The 15,712-nt window shown below is 70.0% G+C and carries 12 protein-coding genes, 1 other RNA gene and 1 pseudogene; 9 read left to right on the forward strand and 5 right to left on the reverse strand.

Annotation, left to right across the window (positions count from 1 at the left end; all coding sequences use genetic code 11):
- Positions 1-319 precede the first annotated feature (319 nt).
- Positions 320-1,243, forward strand: a complete 924-nt coding sequence (locus tag J1C47_RS05440; RefSeq protein WP_207349698.1) for a mechanosensitive ion channel family protein — start codon at positions 320-322, stop codon at positions 1,241-1,243.
- 146 nt (positions 1,244-1,389) lie between these two features.
- On the opposite strand, the gene J1C47_RS05445 is transcribed toward J1C47_RS05440, so the two are convergent.
- The gene (locus J1C47_RS05445; protein ID WP_207349699.1) at positions 1,390-1,878 is read right to left on the reverse strand and encodes a thioesterase family protein; all 489 of its coding nucleotides are present in this window, start codon (positions 1,876-1,878) and stop codon (positions 1,390-1,392) included.
- Between the two features lie 299 nt (positions 1,879-2,177).
- On the opposite strand from J1C47_RS05445, the gene J1C47_RS05450 reads away from it, so the two are divergent.
- Positions 2,178-3,590, forward strand: coding sequence for an FAD-binding oxidoreductase (locus J1C47_RS05450; protein WP_207349806.1), 1,413 nt, complete (start codon positions 2,178-2,180; stop codon positions 3,588-3,590).
- Between the two features lie 218 nt (positions 3,591-3,808).
- Positions 3,809-7,711, forward strand: a complete 3,903-nt coding sequence (locus J1C47_RS05455; protein ID WP_281065476.1) for an AsmA family protein — start codon at positions 3,809-3,811, stop codon at positions 7,709-7,711.
- Between the two features lie 83 nt (positions 7,712-7,794).
- On the opposite strand, the gene J1C47_RS05460 is transcribed toward J1C47_RS05455, so the two are convergent.
- The 4 genes from J1C47_RS05460 to ssrA form a co-directional block, all read right to left on the reverse strand.
- Positions 7,795-8,076: a ribbon-helix-helix domain-containing protein gene (locus tag J1C47_RS05460; protein WP_207349701.1), complete on the reverse strand. Its 282-nt coding sequence runs from the start codon at positions 8,074-8,076 to the stop codon at positions 7,795-7,797.
- A gap of 10 nt (positions 8,077-8,086) precedes the next feature.
- Positions 8,087-8,281: a DUF4169 family protein gene (locus tag J1C47_RS05465; protein WP_207349702.1), complete on the reverse strand. Its 195-nt coding sequence runs from the start codon at positions 8,279-8,281 to the stop codon at positions 8,087-8,089.
- Positions 8,282-8,293: 12 nt separating this feature from the next.
- Positions 8,294-8,869, reverse strand: coding sequence for an SspB family protein (locus tag J1C47_RS05470; protein WP_207349703.1), 576 nt, complete (start codon positions 8,867-8,869; stop codon positions 8,294-8,296).
- A 77-nt stretch (positions 8,870-8,946) separates the two neighbouring features.
- Positions 8,947-9,306, reverse strand: a transfer-messenger RNA (tmRNA) gene (gene ssrA / locus J1C47_RS05475).
- Between the two features lie 320 nt (positions 9,307-9,626).
- Here ssrA and J1C47_RS05480 point away from each other — a divergent pair.
- The 6 genes and pseudogenes from J1C47_RS05480 (at position 9,627) to J1C47_RS05505 (ending at position 15,684) form a co-directional block, all read left to right on the forward strand.
- Positions 9,627-10,421 (forward strand): thymidylate synthase, encoded by a 795-nt coding sequence (locus J1C47_RS05480; RefSeq protein ID WP_207349704.1) that lies wholly within the window; start codon positions 9,627-9,629, stop codon positions 10,419-10,421.
- Positions 10,418-10,996: a dihydrofolate reductase gene (locus J1C47_RS05485; RefSeq protein ID WP_207349705.1), complete on the forward strand. Its 579-nt coding sequence runs from the start codon at positions 10,418-10,420 to the stop codon at positions 10,994-10,996. Before J1C47_RS05480 ends, J1C47_RS05485 begins: the two co-directional genes overlap by 4 nt.
- A 174-nt stretch (positions 10,997-11,170) precedes the next feature.
- A complete protein-coding gene (hflK, locus tag J1C47_RS05490; protein ID WP_207349706.1) occupies positions 11,171-12,304 on the forward strand; it encodes an FtsH protease activity modulator HflK in 1,134 nt (377 codons plus the stop codon).
- Positions 12,304-13,179: pseudogene (hflC, locus tag J1C47_RS05495) on the forward strand (protease modulator HflC); the annotation flags it as partial. The gene hflK and the pseudogene hflC, both read left to right, overlap by 1 nt.
- 402 nt (positions 13,180-13,581) lie before the next feature.
- Positions 13,582-13,767 (forward strand): DUF2065 domain-containing protein, encoded by a 186-nt coding sequence (locus J1C47_RS05500; RefSeq protein ID WP_207349708.1) that lies wholly within the window; start codon positions 13,582-13,584, stop codon positions 13,765-13,767.
- A gap of 210 nt (positions 13,768-13,977) precedes the next feature.
- Positions 13,978-15,684, forward strand: a complete 1,707-nt coding sequence (locus J1C47_RS05505) for a Do family serine endopeptidase (RefSeq protein WP_207349709.1) — start codon at positions 13,978-13,980, stop codon at positions 15,682-15,684.
- Positions 15,685-15,712: the final 28 nt, after the last annotated feature.

Here is a 15,712-nt window from a genome sequence, read left to right on the forward strand (position 1 = left end):
CCGATCCGTCGTGAGTGATGCTCTGACGCCGACGGATTAGAGTCTGGCGGGAGGCTTTGCAACAAAGGCCGGGGCGGGGCCGCGGACCGTGGCCCGCGGGGACCGCCGTCGATGTCCGGCCGCCCGGCGGTCGCGGGGCGGCCCTGCCGGCGCACCCTGCCGAGGAAGCCCGCAAATCACCTCGAAATGACCACAATCGGTAAAGCTCCGCTTAACCGTATCGGCCCGATAAGCGAGAGAACCTGACCGACCTTTGCGTAGCCGGCCGCCCCGTGGAAACGCTCCGTTTCCCGGCGTGCGGCGGCGGGAGCCGTGGCCGATGCATTTCTTCATTCCCTCGCGGATCGCCGACAACCTGACCGTCACGCTCGTCATGATCGTCGCGCTGTTCGCCTGCCGGATGATCGGCGACGCCCTGATCGGGCGCCGGTCGGACCCGGTGCTGGTGCGGCGGCACCGGTTCAAGCTCCGGGCGCTCTGCAACGTCCTCCTGGCGATCGGACTCTTGGCGATCTGGCTGTCCGAGATCCAGGACATGATGCTGTCGCTGACGGCGGTGCTCGTCGCCTTCGTCGTCGCGACCAAGGAGCTGATCATGTGCGCGGCGGGCTCGATGCTGAGGTTCGGCGGCCATCTCTTCAAGGTCGGCGACCGCATCGAGATCGGCGGCATTCATGGCGAGGTGATCGACCACGGCCTGTTCTCGACGACGATCACCGAGCTGCCGTCGCGCAATCTCGGGGCGTCGGGAACCGGGCGGACGGTGATGCTGCCGAATTCGGTGCTGCTCACCGGCGCCGTCAAGGTCGAGGCGCAGCCGCGCCACTACGCGCCGCACCGCTTCACCCTGACCCTCGAACAGGCGCATCTGCCGGGACGCGTCATCGCGGCGATCGAGGCGGCGGCGCAGAAGGCCCTGGCGCCCGATCGCGAGCTGGCCTCCCGCTTCCATCAGTTCGCCGCGCGCAAGGCCGGTTTCGAGACGGCCGGGCCGGAGACCGAGGTCAGCGTCGCCACCAGCGACATCGGCAAGCTGCAGTTCCACGTGATGATCTACTGCCTCGCCAAGGATGCGCGCCTGCTCGAACAGGCGATCACCCTGTCGGTGCTCGCCGAACTCGGCATCGGGGCCCAGGGCGCCCAGGCGAGGACCGGGGGTGCCGAGGCCGCCCTTTCCGAACTCGCCCGACAGCTGCGTGAAACCGGACCGAAGGAGCGCCGCGACGCCGCCAAGGCCGCCTGATACGAGATCGGCTCGATCGGAGCGGGGCTCGTATCAAGCCCGCGCGGAATGAGCGTCTTTGTTTCCGGCATCACGAAGCGATCTGCCGGAAACCGTATGACGCCGGCGAGCGCCGCCGACGGGAATGCATCCGCGCCGCGACGGGCTCAGCCGAGCGGCCGGATCGCCCGGTGAAGATCGGCGGGGCGCGGCAGGCCTTCATGCGCCGCGAAGCCGGCCCTGACTGTTTCGACCGTCTTTGCCGGAAACGGCGCGACCTTCGGCGCGTCGCCGCGCTGGTCGACCGAGAGGCTGAGGCTTTCGAGCGTCGCGGCGAGCCAGCCGTCGAGGTGGCGCATTTCTTGGAAGACGTGCAGGCGCTTTTCGTCGAGGCCGACGATCAGGCTCGACACGACGACGAAGGAGCCCCGCGGCACCTCCTTCAGGTAGCGCGCGTGGGTCTCGGCCGTGTAGGTGGTGAAGCCGGTGCGGGCGCGGTAGCTCTCGCCGAGGCCGATCGCGTCGAACAGCTCGTCGACGCCACGGTCGAAGAGGACGTGGTAATAGGCGAGGTTGAGGTGGCCGTTATAGTCGATCCATTGCGGCTCGACGGCAAGCGCGCGGGACCGGAAAGGGGCGGGCAGGGCTTCGGTCATCGGGGTCGCTTCGTCCTCGCGGCTTGTGCACGGCGCCGAAGGGCACGTTTCGCGCCGGATTGACAAGTGTCAACCGCGTCGACGCGGCAGGACGACCCGCCGCCCTGGCCTGCCGTCCTGGCCCACAGCCTTGGGGAGAGCCGGGGGGCGTCCCGCCGACGCGCCGGCAAGGCATTGATCTTTCTGTCCGGCCGGAGTCATGGTCGGCGCGAGATCGAGGCCGGCCGGCCGGCTTCCGTCCGTCGGACCGGAGAAGCGTCCCGGCCGGCGGGACGATGAATGGCGAGGGAGAGGGCGCGATGGCGCTGAAGGACATTCTGGCCGAGAAGGCGCCGAAGCGGCCGGGCGTCGCGGCGGCCGTCGTCAGCCTGCGGGAGGCGTTCGGCGAGCGTCTCGTCACCGGCGAGGACGTCCGCCGCGCCCACGCCCACACCACCACCTACATTCCGAACCAGGCGCCCGACGCAGTCGTCTTCGCCGAGAGCGAGGCGGAGGTGCAGAAGACCGTGCGGATCTGCGCCGAGACCGAGACGCCGATCGTCGCCTTCGGAACCGGCTCCTCGCTCGAAGGCCATCTCAACGCCCCGCAGGGCGGCATCTCGCTCGACCTGTCGCGGATGGACAAGGTGCTCGCCGTGCATCCGGAGGATCTCGACTGCACCGTCGAAGCCGGGGTGACGCGCGAGTCGCTCAACGCGCATCTGCGCGACACCGGCCTGTTCTTTCCGATCGATCCCGGCGCCAATGCCAGCCTCGGCGGCATGGCCGCGACCAGGGCCTCGGGCACCAACGCCGTGCGCTACGGCACGATGCGCGACAACGTCATCGCGCTCACCGCGGTGATGGCCGACGGGCGGATCATCCGCACGGCGCGCCGCGCCAAGAAGACCTCCGCCGGCTACGACCTGACGCGGCTTCTCGTCGGCTCGGAAGGCACGCTCGGCATCATCACCCGCCTCGACCTCAGGCTCTACGGCATTCCCGAACGCATTCTTTCCGGCGTCTGTCCGTTCCCGAGCGTGCGCGATGCGGTCGACACGGTCATCCAGACCGTGCAGACCGGCATTCCCGTGGCGCGGATCGAGCTTCTCGACGCGCAGTCCATGCAGGCGGCGAACGCCTATGCGAAGCTCGACCTGAAGCCGCAGCCCTCGCTGTTCGTCGAGTTCCACGGCTCGCCCGCCTCCGTCGCCGAGCAGGCCGAGACCTTCGGCATGATCGCCGCCGAGCACGGCGGCGGCGCCCTCGAGGCCTCCAGCCGGCCCGAGGAGCGCTCGCGCCTGTGGAAGGCGCGCCACGACATGTACTGGGCCTCGATCGCTCTCAGGCCCGGCTGCCGGGGGATCGCCACCGACGTCTGCGTGCCGGTGTCGCGGCTCGCCGACTGCATCGACGAGACCCAGGCCGACCTTCGCGACAACCGCCTCGTCGGCCCGATCATCGGCCATGTCGGCGACGGCAACTTCCACGTCACGCTGCTGCTCGACATGGAGGACAGCCGCGAGATCGACGCCGCCGAGGCGTTCATGGCGCGGCTCGCGGCCAGAGCCGTGGCGATGGACGGCACCTGCACCGGCGAACACGGAGTCGGCCAGGGCAAGCGCGGCTATCTCGAAGCCGAGCTCGGCGACACCGTCGACTTCATGCGGATGATCAAGCGCGCCCTCGACCCCAAGGGAATCATGAACCCTGGCAAAATCTTCATGTTGTAACGCAACATTTGCCTATCGACATTCCGGGTCTGTTCTGGCCTATCCTGCCCGGGGTCGTTGCGGAGCCCTCGGCCGGGAAGTGGGCGCGGGGCCGGCTCTGCGGGCCGTCGCGAAGCCGGACGGGCGGTAGGCGGGGCCGCCGGCGCGCGAGCGGGGCGTTTCCGCCGCGGATCCGGCCGCGCGGGCGGCGAGGCGTAGGTCGATAGGGAGAAACGAAGCTGGTCAGAGCATTCGTCGTCCTCGGTGGACTGCTCGTGCTGGTGCTCCTGGCGGCGCTGGTCGCGCCCTATTTCATCGACTGGACGGCCTACCGGGCGGATTTCGAGCGCGAGGCCTCGAACATCCTCGGCCGAAAGGTGAGCGTCAAGGGCGCGGCGTCCGCCCGCCTGCTGCCGTTTCCCTCGGTCACCTTCGATGACGTCGAGGTCGAGGACGACGACGGCTCGTCGCTGATGAAGATCGGCCGGTTCCGCATGGACGCCGAGCTCGCCCCCTATCTCTCCGGCGAGATCCTGATCTACTCGATGACCCTCGACCAGCCGACGATCCGGCTGCCGCTGCGCAGCAACGGCACCGTGCAATGGGTGGCGGGCGATCCGAAGATTCCCTCCGGCGCCAGGGTCGTCCTGCAGAACGTCGCCGTCAACGACGGCACGGTGATCGTCGAGGACGAGGGGCACGGCCGCACCGAGACGCTGAAAAGCCTGAATGCCAGCCTCTCCGCCGGTTCGCTGGCCGGGCCGGTCGACGGCTCCGGCTCCTTCGTCGTCGACGGCAAGGCGGTGAATTTCAACCTGTCGACCGGCATCCCCCTCGACGACGGCGCGATGCCGCTCCGGGTCACCGCCAGCAATGCCGACATCGACGGCGAGATCGTGCTCGACGGCAAGGCGACGGCGACCGGCGCGGTGCCGGGGTTCACCGGCAGCCTCAGCCTGGTGCGGCCGATGCCGCGGCAGGCGGACGCCTCGGGCGCGCTTCCCGCGCCGTTCGAAGCGCCCCCGGCGGCCGGGGGCGGCGGCCCGGATGCGGAGGAGCCCGCGGTGCCGCCGATCCGCGCCACCGGCGCGATCACGCTCTCGGCCGACGAGGCGAAAGTCAGCGACCTGCGGGTCGCGGCCGGCGGCGGCCCGCAGCCCTACATCCTGACCGGCACCGGCACGCTCGACTATGGCGACGCCCCGCGCTTTTCCCTGAAGCTCGAGGGCGAACAGGTGAATGTCGACGCGATCGGCGTGCCGGCGCCCGAGGCAGGCGGCACTTCCGCCGGAGAGGCCGGGCAGGGGGCTGCCGAGACGACGGCGGGACCCGGCACGCAGCAGGGTGAGGCGCCGTCGCAGAGCCTTTCCCGCCGCGTCGAGGCGATGCGGGCCGTCCTCGCCAAGGTGCCGCGGCCGGCCATCGACGGCTCGGTCGAGGTGTCGCTGCCGGTGGTGACTGCGGGCGACACGACGATCCGCGACGTCGCCTTCGTCGCCGAACCGCGTGCGGAAGGCTGGAAGCTCGACAGTTTCGCCGCCGAAGTGCCGGGGCGCACGCGCATCGAGGCGACCGGCGACGTCGGCGTCGACGAGGGCTTCAGCTTCGTCGGCGACCTTCTCGTCGCCTCGAAGCAGCCCTCCGGCTTTTCCGACTGGCTCACCGGCAACGTCGATCCGGCGGTGCGGAGCCTGTCGCGCGCCGGCTTCGCGGCCCGCGCCACCCTGACGCCGACGCGCCAGGTGTTCGAAGGGCTCGAAATCGACGTCGGCGGCGACACGATCACCGGCCGCGTCGCCCGGCAGGAAGACGACGGCAAGACCAGGCTGACCGCGCGGCTTTCCGGCGGCAACGTCGATCTCGACGCGGTCCTGTCGCTGTCGCGGCTGTTCACCGGCCGCGACCGCTCGCTCGCCGATGCCGACCGATTCGATCTTTCGCTGAAGGCCGGGCCGGTTACCTTCGCCGACGCGAAGGCCGATAGCGTCGACGCCGATCTCAGCCTCGACGGCGATTCGCTCAAGGTGGACCATCTCGTCGTCGACGGGCTCGCCGGGGCGAAGCTCACCTCGTCCGGCAGCCTCACCGACCTTGCCGGCGGCGACGCCAAGGGCAAGCTCGACGTCGCGCTCGAATCTTCCGAACCGCAGCGCTTCTTCGGCTTCCTCGAACGCGTCAAGCCCGGCATTCCGCTGATCGAGGTGCTGGCGCGCCGCGCCGCGACGCTGGCGCCGCTGAAGCTCTCCGGCGAGGTCGAGGCGATCGAGGGCGCCCCCGGCAAGAAGCCGACGCTGCTGCTGCGGCTCGACGGCACCGCCGACGGCACCCGCATCGACCTCGAATCGGCGGTCGAGAACGGCATCTACGCCGCTGTCGACAGCGGCCGCTTCGGCCTCGACCTCAGGCTCGAGAACGACAGGCCGACGATCCTCCTCGGCCAGCTCGGCGTCGCCGCGGTCGACGCGGCGCCGCCCGCGCCGCTGGAACTGGAGCTGTCGGTCTCGGCCGGCGAGACGGGGCCCGCCGTCACCAGCGCGACGCTGCGCGCGCCGGGCACGGAGGTCAGCCTCGACGGCAATCTCGACGTCACCCCCGGCGGGATCGACGGCGCCGACCTCTCCTTCTATCTCAACAGCGAAGATCTTTCGCCCTGGCTGCGCACCTTCGCCGTCGATCTCGGCCAGTCCTTCGACGACGTGCCCGTCGAGGCGAATGCCGGCATCGTCTACGACGAGGGCGCCCTGCGCATCGCCAAGCTCAACGGGCAGATCGTGGGCGTCACCGTCTCCGGCGATCTCGATCGCCCGCAGGACAAGCCGGTCGCCGGCAAGCTCGCTTTCTCGGAGCTGTCGCTGCCCTGGCTCGCCAATCTCGTCTACGGCCGGTCCCCGATCGCGCCGGCCGGAGGCGTCGCGTGGTCGTCGCAGGCCTTCGGCGCGAGCCTGCTGCCGCCGCTCGACGCTGCGGTGGCGATTTCGGCCGATCGCCTCGACCTCGGCGGCGGCCTGGCGCTCTCCAAGGCGGCCGGCGACCTCGAACTGTCGCCGACCTCGGCCGCGCTGAAGACCATCACGGCGAAGCTCGGCGATGCCGATGCGACCGGCAGCCTCGTCCTGCGCAATGCCGGCGGCCTCGCCGGCTTCTCGCTGGCGGCCGAGGCCGATGCCGTCGACCTCACGCGCTTCTTTCCGGCCCTTGCCGGCGGCGACGGGCCGGCCCGTCTCGACGGCGCGATCCGGCTCGATTCGAGCGGCCAGTCCTATCAGGCGCTCATCTCGGCCCTGTCGGGCGCCGGCGACGTGACGGTTGTGGGGGCGAAGCTTCCGGGCATTCCGGAGACGGTCCTGAAGCCGCTGCTCGCGGCCGCCGACGCGCAGGACTTCAAGCCGCAGGCCGAGACCGCCCAGGCGTTCCGCAGGCTGAGCGAGGGCCAGGCCTTCGCCGTCCCCAAGGCGTCGGCAGAATTTTCCGTCACCGGCGGGACGCTGCGTTTCGCGCCGCTCGAGATCCCCGGCGACGGCAGCCGGCTCACTCTCGACGCCAGCCTCGATCTTGCGGATCTCGCCCTCGAGGGCGGCCTGACGCTGGCGATCGCGCCGGGGATCGACCGGGTCGAGGGCGCCGAGCCGACCGTCGGCTACGCGCTCTCCGGCTCGCTCGCCGATCCGAAACTCGCCCTCGATGCGGCGCCGCTCGCCAACTACCTCTCCGTCAGGGCGCTGGAGCGCGAGCAGGCACGCGTCGAAGCGATGCAGGAAAGCCTCGAGGAGAAGCTGCGGCTGCGCCGCGAGGGGCGCTTCTACCGCTGGCGCCAGACGGTGGCCGAGAATGCCGTCAAGGAGGAGGAGGCGCGCCGCAAGGCCGCCGAGGAAGAGGCGCGGGCCCGCGAGGAGGAGGCGGCGCGGCGCAAGGCGGCGGAGGAACAGGCGGCCCGCGACGCGGCCGCCAAGCCCGCGGCCAATGCGGCGGACGCGTCGCCGCGGCGCGAGGCGCCGGCAAAGCCGGACCAGGCCGCCGGCGCCGACAGAAGCAGCCGCAACGTGCCGCCGGCGCTGATCTTCGACCGGCCTCTGCCCGAGACCAGCAACAAGAAGTCGACCTTCGAATCCCTGCCGGGCGTCACCAATCCGCTGGACTTTTGAGCCGAAGGCGTTGCTCCACGATCGTCCGGTCGCCTGCATGCGGGGCCGGGCAAGGCGATCGGCCCGCGATCCGGGAGTTCGGCTCAGGCGAGGGGGCCGGCGGGGCCTGACGGCGGCTCATCCGGATCCGGCGAAGAAGCGGGATCGTCGCCGGCGCGCGCCAGCGCGTCTTCGAGGACGTGCAGCCGGACGGCGGAGGAGAGATTGTCCGCCGGGTCGCGGGCGGCGTCGATGCGGGCGATCAGCCGGGCGAGGGGAAGGCGCTCGCGCGCCGCGATCCGGCGCAGGCACTGCCAGAAGCGTTCCTCGACGCTAATCGACGTCTGATGGCCGCTGATCGAGACCGAGCGCTTGACGACCGCCATGCCGAAGGGCTCAAGCCCCGTCGGGGCGGGACCGGTCGATGCGTGCGCCGTCGAGGACGGCGTCTTCGCGCGCCCGTTCGGTATCGGTGCGGGTGCGGTCCGCCTTGCTGCGGCCGTGCCGCTCGCGGTTTTCGGCGGCGATCCCGGCCTTCTCGCGGCGTGCGCGTTCCTTGCGGACGCGGCGGAGATTGACGAGGTCGCCCATCGGGGATCTGCCTCAGGTCTTCTTGCGGAACGCGTCGAGGGAGACGACCTCGGCGTCCTTGCGCTCGCCCTCGCTGGCCTCGGCGCCGCTCTCGGCCTTGTCGGCCTTGGTCTTCTCCGGCTTCTGCGCGTCCTTGCCCTTGCGGGCGGCGGGTGCGGGCGTTCCCGGCTTGGCGAGCGGCACCGGCGCGGGGGCAGGCTCCTCGCTGTCCGGGCGGGCGGTGCCGGCGGCGCTCTGGACGTCGAATTCGAGCTCGAAGTTCACCGCCGGGTCGTAGAAGCCGCGGATGGCGCTGTACGGCACGAGCAGCCGCTCGGGAATGTCGGAGAAGGAAAGCCCGACCTCAAAGGAGGTCTCGGTCACCTGCAGATCCCAGAACTGGTGCTGGATGACGATCGTCATCAGCTCGGGATACTTCTCGCGCAGCCGCGAGGAGATCCTGACGCCCGGGGCCGAGGTGAGGAAGGTGATGAAGAAGTGATGCTCGCCCGGCAGGCCGGTCTTGGCGACCTCGCCGAGCACCTTGCGGATGACGCCCCTCAGCGCCTCCTGCGCGAGAACGTCGTATCGTATCAGATCCTGGCCCATTCCGGCGTTCCGACCCCTCAGTCCCCTTGCAAGCCCTCAAACGAGCGCCGTGCGCCGGAGCGAAGCCGGAACACGAAAGTGGAGGCTTCTGTTGCCAGGCGCCTCCGAGCCCCGCCTAGAAGTGCGAACCCCCAGGACTTGAATTGAAGCGTTCGCGCTGCTTACGCAGCGAGACGAGCTTCCGCATAGTTGTCGTTGGCAACTATTTGTACGGCCCGATAACGGCGGAACCATTCCGAGCGAAAATTCGATCTTTACACCCTCGTCGATCCTATTTCGCCCCCGCCGGATGCCAGGGCGCGTGCCGTGGCATCGGGTGGAGGCGCCGGGTACCGCCCCCGGGTCCGAAAGGCTTATTCCATCGAACGTTTATCGCCATAGCCGGACGAATGCCCGGCACGCGGAATATAAGGGTGTTGCCGCCCGGTGAAAAGAGGAGCGGGCGATCGTCGCGGTCCGATCTCGCATCAGGGTTGACGCGAAGCGCCGATCCGCCGCCCGCGATCGCGCCGGATCCGCCGCCTGACCCGCCGCGTGACCTGCCGCGTAGCCGGGCGCCGCAGGGACTCTCGACCGTCGGCTGCGATGGTGAATCGGAAAAAATCGTGGATCGCCGGTCTCGCTTCTCGACTCCCGCGAGGCACTTCGCCATCTCGTTTGGAGGAGCACCGGCGATCTCTTGCCGGATCGACAGTCCCTGATCGCATCGTCGGCGAGGCTTGCCCGCCGGCTTGCGAGCACCCGCGGAAGCGACGCCATGCGGCAGTATCTCGATCTCCTCGACCGCGTCCTCAGCGAGGGCGTCGACAAGAGCGACCGCACCGGCACCGGCACCCGCTCGGTCTTCGGCCACCAGATGCGCTTCGATCTCAGCGCCGGCTTTCCGCTCGTCACCACCAAGAAGCTGCATATCCGCTCGATTGTCCACGAGCTGCTGTGGTTCCTGAAGGGCGACACCAACATCGCCTATCTGAAAGAGAACGGCGTCAGGATCTGGGACGAGTGGGCCGACGAGAAGGGCGATCTCGGTCCGGTCTACGGCGCGCAGTGGCGCTCCTGGCCGGACTATCACGGCGGCCACATCGACCAGATCGCCGGTGTCGTCTCGGCGATTCGCCGCAACCCCGATTCGCGCCGGCTGATCGTCTCGGCCTGGAATCCGGCGCTGGTCGACGAGATGGCGCTGCCGCCCTGCCACTGCCTGTTCCAGTTCTACGTCGCGGAGGGCCGGCTGTCCTGCCAGCTCTACCAGCGCTCGGCCGACGTCTTCCTCGGCGTGCCGTTCAACATCGCCTCCTACGCGCTGCTGACCGCGATGGTGGCGCAGGTGACGGGGCTTCGGCCCGGCGACTTCGTCCACACCCTCGGCGACGCGCATCTCTACAACGACCATCTCGACCAGGCCCGGCTGCAGCTGACGCGCGAGGCGCTGCCCCTGCCGCGGCTGCGGCTGAACCCGGCGATCGACGACCTCTTCGCCTTCCGCTTCGAGGACATCGCCGTCGAGGGCTACGAGGCGCATCCGCACATCGCCGCGAAGGTCTCGGCATGACGGGCCGCGTCGCTGCGCTGCCGCTCGTCGCGGTGGTCGCCATGGGGCAGAACCGGGTGATCGGCAGGGAAGGGGCGATGCCCTGGCAGGTGCCGAGCGACCTGAAGCGCTATCGCCGGCTCACCATGGGCAAGCCGATGATCATGGGCCGCAAGACCCTCGTTTCGATCGGCCGCGTGCTCGACGGACGCGACAGCATCGTCCTGACCCGCGGCGCGGGGCTTCCCTTCGAGGGGGCGCTTGCGGCGGCATCCAAGGAGGAGGCGCTGGCGCTCGCCGAAGCCTGCGCCCGATCACGCGGCTCGGACGAAATCGTGATTGCCGGCGGCGAGGAGATCTACCGCCTGTTCTTCGAGGACCTCGACCGCCTCTACGTCACCGAGGTGATGGCGATGCCGGGCGGCGATGCGCGCTTTCCGGAAATCGATCCCGCGGTCTTCGAGCCGGTGCTGCGCGAGGAGCCGCAGCGTGGCGAGCGCGACAGCGCCGCGACGCGCTTCGTGATCTACCAGCGGGCCGGCGCCGACCGGGCGCGCAGATGGCCTGCCGGCGAGGGCGGGCAAACCGAATCGTAACGCTGCCGGCGCCGGGCGCTCCGAAATCGCCGCAGACGCGTTGAAAGCCAATTTTCCAGTTCTTATTAAGGGCGGAGCGCATGTCGGATGCGTGTCTCCGTCGGATCGGAGCCAATCTTCCGTCGCCTTGACTTTCCGGAGCTTTCGACTTTCCGGACGACTGAAAGGACATCGATGCCCTGGAGCAATCAGACCGGCAACGGCGGCTGGAAAGGCAGCGGAAGCGGCGGGCCCTGGGGCCAGCGCCCGCAGGGACCTCGGCCTTCCGGCGGCGGGGGCAATTCGCCGGATCTGGAAGACATCCTGCGGCGCGGCCAGGACCGGCTGCGCCGGGCGATGCCGGGCGGCGGCGGTGGCGGCAGCTCGGCCGCCGGCTGGGTGCTGCTGGTGCTCGCGGTCGCGGTCGTCCTGTGGCTGTTCAAGAGCGTCTATACCGTGCAGCCGGACGAGGTCGGGGTCGAAATGCTGTTCGGCAAGCCGAAGGCCGAGCTTTCCGAGCCGGGCCTGCATTTCCTGATGTGGCCCTTCGAGACGGTGGACACCGTTCCGGTCGTCGAGAGCCAGATCACCCTCGGCTCGAACCAGCGCGGCGACAGCTCCGGCCTGATGCTCTCGGGCGACCAGAACATCGTCGACGTCCAGTTCGCGGTGCTCTACCAGGTCGACGATCCCAAGAACTTCCTCTTCGACGTCGAGGACCCGGTGTCGATGCTGCAGCAGGTCTCGGAAAGCGCGATGCGCGAGGTCGTCGGCCGCCGGCCGGTTCAGGACGTTTTCCGCGACGACCGCGCCGGCATCGCCGAGGAGGTCCGCAAGATCACCCAGGACACGCTCAACAGCTATCAGGCGGGCATCCGCATCAACGCCATCTCCATCGAGGACGCCGCGCCGCCTTCGCAGGTGGCGGACGCCTTCGACGAGGTGCAGCGCGCCGAGCAGGACGAGGACCGCTTCGTCGAGGAGGCCAATCTCTACCGCAACCAGCAGATCGGCCAGGCCCGCGGCGAGGCGGCGCAGGTCCGCGAGGACGCCGCCGCCTACAAGAGCCGGGTCACCCAGGAGGCGACCGGCGAGGCGCAGCGCTTCTCCTCGGTGCTCGCGGAATACCAGAAGGCGCCGGACGTCACCCGCAAGCGGCTGTTCCTGGAGACGATGGAGGAGGTCCTGAAGGATTCCTCCAAGGTGATCCTCGACCGCGACGCGGCCGGCGGACAGGGGGTCGTTCCCTATCTGCCGCTCGGCGACCTCGACCGCAACGCGCCGACCCGCCAGGGCGGCACGGCAGGCAACAAGGGCACGAACAACTGATGGCCAACCGCTTCTATGGAGTCCTGATCGTCCTCGCCGTCGGCGCCCTGCTTCTGTGGAACTCGATCTTCGTGGTCAACGAGAAGGAACAGGCGATCGTCCTGCGGTTCGGCGAGATCCGCCGCGTCGTCGACGAGCCTGGGCTGTATTTCAAGCTGCCGCTGTCCTTCCTCGGCGCCGACAACGTCCAGATGCTGCCCGACCGGCTGCTGCGCTTCGACCTCGACGACATCCGCGTCCAGGTCTCCGGCGGCAAGTTCTACGAGGTCGACGCCTTCCTCGTCTACAACATCGCCGACGCCGCGAAATTCCGGCAGACCGTCTCCGGCTCGGTTCCGCTGGCCGAACAGCGGCTGCGCACCCGCCTCGACGCGGCGCTGCGCCGCGTCTACGGCCTGCGCGGTTTCGAGGCGGCGCTCTCCAACGAACGCGGCGAGATGATGCGCCAGGTGCGCGACGAGATCCGGCCGGACGCGGCGAGCCTCGGCATCGACATCGACGACGTCAGGATCCGGCGCACCGACCTCACCCAGGAGGTCTCGCAGCAGACCTACGACCGGATGAAGGCCGAGCGCCTCGCCGAGGCTGAGCGGCTGCGGGCACGCGGCCAGGTCGCGGCGCGCGAGATCCGGGCGGCGGCCGACCGCGAGGTGGTCGAGACCGTCGCCTCGGCCCGCAAGGACGCCGAGATCCTCAAGGGCCAGGGCGACGCCGAGCGCAGCGGCATCTATGCCGGAGCCTATCAGAAGGACCCGGAATTCTTCGACTTCTACCGCTCGATGCAGGCCTATCGCACCGCGCTGGAACAGTCCGGCACCACCATGGTGCTGGCGCCGGATTCGGAGTTCTTCCGCTACTTCAAGCAGGAAGGCGGCAGCGGCGGCTCCGGCCGTTCCGCTCCCGCGACCGGCAACCGGGCGGCCCCGGAGGGCGCGCCGCCGCCCGCCGACCGCTCGAGCGCCGCCGAGCCTTCCACCTTGGGCAGCGCCGGCACCGCGTCGCAGGGGTCGGGCTCCGGCCCGGCGCCGGCCGCATCGTCGACCGGCGGCGAGGCCGGGACGGCGACGGGCAACACGACGGGCGGTACGGCCGGCAACGGTTCGGCGGCTCCTGCGGACGGCCCGTCTGCCGCCGCGGCGACCCGCGCCGAAGCGCCTGACGCCGCGCAGCCGTCGGCTTCCGGCGATGCTGCGGGGACGGCCGCGGCGGGCACCGACGAGGCCGAGCGCCTGCCGGGCGCCGACGCCACCACCGTGCGATAGCAGGCGGCGCTCGCGATGACCGACTTCTTCGACGCGCTCGGTCTCGTCCTGGTGATCGAGGGCGTCGTCTATTGCCTGTTTCCCGGACTTGCCAAGCGCCTGGCGCGCGCCGCCTTCGAGACCTCGGCCGAGCGGCTGCGCTATGGCGGCCTCGTCGCCGCCTGCCTCGGCCTCGGCATCGTCTGGATCGCGCGGCGCTGAGCCACGCGGCGGCACCGTCCCCGCGGGGCGGGCCGCGCCGGCCCTCACCGGCGGCCGGACGATGCGCCGCCGTCGGCGCTCGTCCGGGCGATCACCTTTCCTCCAGATCCGCCCGATCCTCTTGATTAAGTCGGAATTCTCCGCTCCGCTTGGGCAAATTGCGCCCGACTCGGCCAAATTGCTGGTCGGCGCCAGACCGAAGGACCCGCAATGACCTCGAAGCGCGTTCAGACACCGCTCACCGTCGTGCTGGCCGCGATCATCGCGGGCGCCCTGCCGTTCGGAGCCGCCTCGGCGCAGGAGGCCGGGACCACCCAGAAAGCCCAGGAGCCGCAGGGAGCGCAGGTTCTTCCGACGCCGCCGACGCCGGAGACGCAGACGTCGCCCGAGCGCAAGGTGCCGGCGCTGCCGGTGCCGCCGACCGAGGGCGGGGCGACCCGGAAGGCCGAGCCCACCACCGGGGTGGGGACGACGGCGGGCGAGGGCGGCGATTCGGCGGCGGCCTCGCGGCCGACGCGCTACGGCCCGGTCTCGGTCGCCGACCTCGCCGACAAGCTTCTCGACGCCGTCGTCAACGTCTCTACGTCGCAGGGCGTCGACCAGCCCGGCCGCGGCATTCCGCCGCTGCAGGCGCCGGAGGGCTCACCGCTTCAGGACTTCTTCGACGACCTCCTGCGCGACAAGACCGGCCCCGGCGAGCGCAGCGTCCAGTCCCTCGGCTCGGGCTTCGTCATCGATCCCTCGGGCATCATCATCACCAACAACCACGTCATCGGCGACGCCGACACGATCACCGTCAACTTCCCGAACGGCGACCAGTTCGACGCCGAGCTCCTCGGCAAGGACGCCAAGACCGACATCGCCGTCCTCAAGGTCGACGCCGGCAAGCCGCTGCCCTTCGTCAATTTCGGCGATTCGGAGGATCTGCGCATCGGCGACTGGGTGATGGCGATCGGCAATCCCTTCGGCCTCGGCGGCTCGGTGTCGATCGGCATCGTCTCGGCCCGCGGCCGCAACATCAATGCCGGCCCCTACGACAACTTCATCCAGACCGACGCGGCGATCAACCGCGGCAATTCCGGCGGCCCGCTGTTCGACATGTTCGGCAACGTCGTCGGCATCAACACCGCGATCATCTCGCCGACCGGCGGCTCGATCGGCATCGGCTTCTCGATCCCCTCGAACCTCGCGGTCAACGTCATCGACCAGCTGCGCGAATATGGCGAGACGCGCCGCGGCTGGCTCGGCATCCGCCTGCAGGCGCTCAACGAGGACATCGCCAAGGGGCTCGGCGTCGACCAGCACCAGGGCGCCGTGGTCATGGGCATCGTGCCGGGCGGGCCGTCCGACAACGGCAGCCTGAAGGTTGGCGACGTGATCGTCTCCTTCGACGGCCGCAAGGTCGAGGGATCGAACGACCTGCCGCGCATGGTCGCCGAGACCAAGGTCGGCAAGTCCGTCAGGATCGGCATCCTGCGCAAGGGTTCCGTCTCAGAACCCGCCAAGCCCGAGACCGTCGAGATCACCCTCGGCCGGCTCGAGGACGGCGAGAAGATGATGGCCGAGGACGAGACCCAGAAGCCGCCGGAGGGCGCCAAGCCGGCGCCGGACGCGGCGGCGGTCGAGGCGCTCGGCATGACGCTCGGCGACGTCGACGACGCAGCGCGCCAGAAGTTCGGCCTCGCCGACGACGCCTCGGGCGCCGTCGTCACCGCGGTGAAGCCGAACTCGGCGGCGGCGGAAAAGGGCGTCGAGGCCGGCATGCTGATCACCGAGGTGGCGCAGGAACAGGTGGCGAGCGCCGACGAGGTGAAGGAGAAGATCGGCAAGCTGAAGGAGGAGGGCCGGCGCAACGCGCTGCTGCTTCTCACCGCGACGAACGGCGACGTGCGCTTCGTCGTGGTGCCGATCGAGTGAGCCGTCGCCGGGCACTCGTGCCTTGCCT

Origin of the sequence: Jiella sonneratiae, from assembly GCF_017353515.1 — a bacterium.
Classification (GTDB): Bacteria; Pseudomonadota; Alphaproteobacteria; order Rhizobiales; family Rhizobiaceae; genus Jiella; species Jiella sonneratiae.

Excerpts from the sequence above, each read along its gene's own strand:
- J1C47_RS05465 (WP_207349702.1), bottom strand. The coding sequence starts at position 8,281 with ATGGGCGACCTCGTCAATCTCCGCCGCGTCCGCAAGGAACGCGCACGC.
- J1C47_RS05460 (WP_207349701.1), bottom strand. The coding sequence starts at position 8,076 with ATGGCGGTCGTCAAGCGCTCGGTCTCGATCAGCGGCCATCAGACGTCG.
- J1C47_RS05450 (WP_207349806.1), top strand. The coding sequence starts at position 2,178 with ATGGCGCTGAAGGACATTCTGGCCGAGAAGGCGCCGAAGCGGCCGGGC.
- J1C47_RS05445 (WP_207349699.1), bottom strand. The coding sequence starts at position 1,878 with ATGACCGAAGCCCTGCCCGCCCCTTTCCGGTCCCGCGCGCTTGCCGTC.
- J1C47_RS05505 (WP_207349709.1), top strand. The coding sequence starts at position 13,978 with ATGACCTCGAAGCGCGTTCAGACACCGCTCACCGTCGTGCTGGCCGCG.
- J1C47_RS05480 (WP_207349704.1), top strand. The coding sequence starts at position 9,627 with ATGCGGCAGTATCTCGATCTCCTCGACCGCGTCCTCAGCGAGGGCGTC.
- hflK (WP_207349706.1), top strand. The coding sequence starts at position 11,171 with ATGCCCTGGAGCAATCAGACCGGCAACGGCGGCTGGAAAGGCAGCGGA.
- J1C47_RS05485 (WP_207349705.1), top strand. The coding sequence starts at position 10,418 with ATGACGGGCCGCGTCGCTGCGCTGCCGCTCGTCGCGGTGGTCGCCATG.
- J1C47_RS05440 (WP_207349698.1), top strand. The coding sequence starts at position 320 with ATGCATTTCTTCATTCCCTCGCGGATCGCCGACAACCTGACCGTCACG.
- J1C47_RS05470 (WP_207349703.1), bottom strand. The coding sequence starts at position 8,869 with ATGGGCCAGGATCTGATACGATACGACGTTCTCGCGCAGGAGGCGCTG.
- J1C47_RS05500 (WP_207349708.1), top strand. The coding sequence starts at position 13,582 with ATGACCGACTTCTTCGACGCGCTCGGTCTCGTCCTGGTGATCGAGGGC.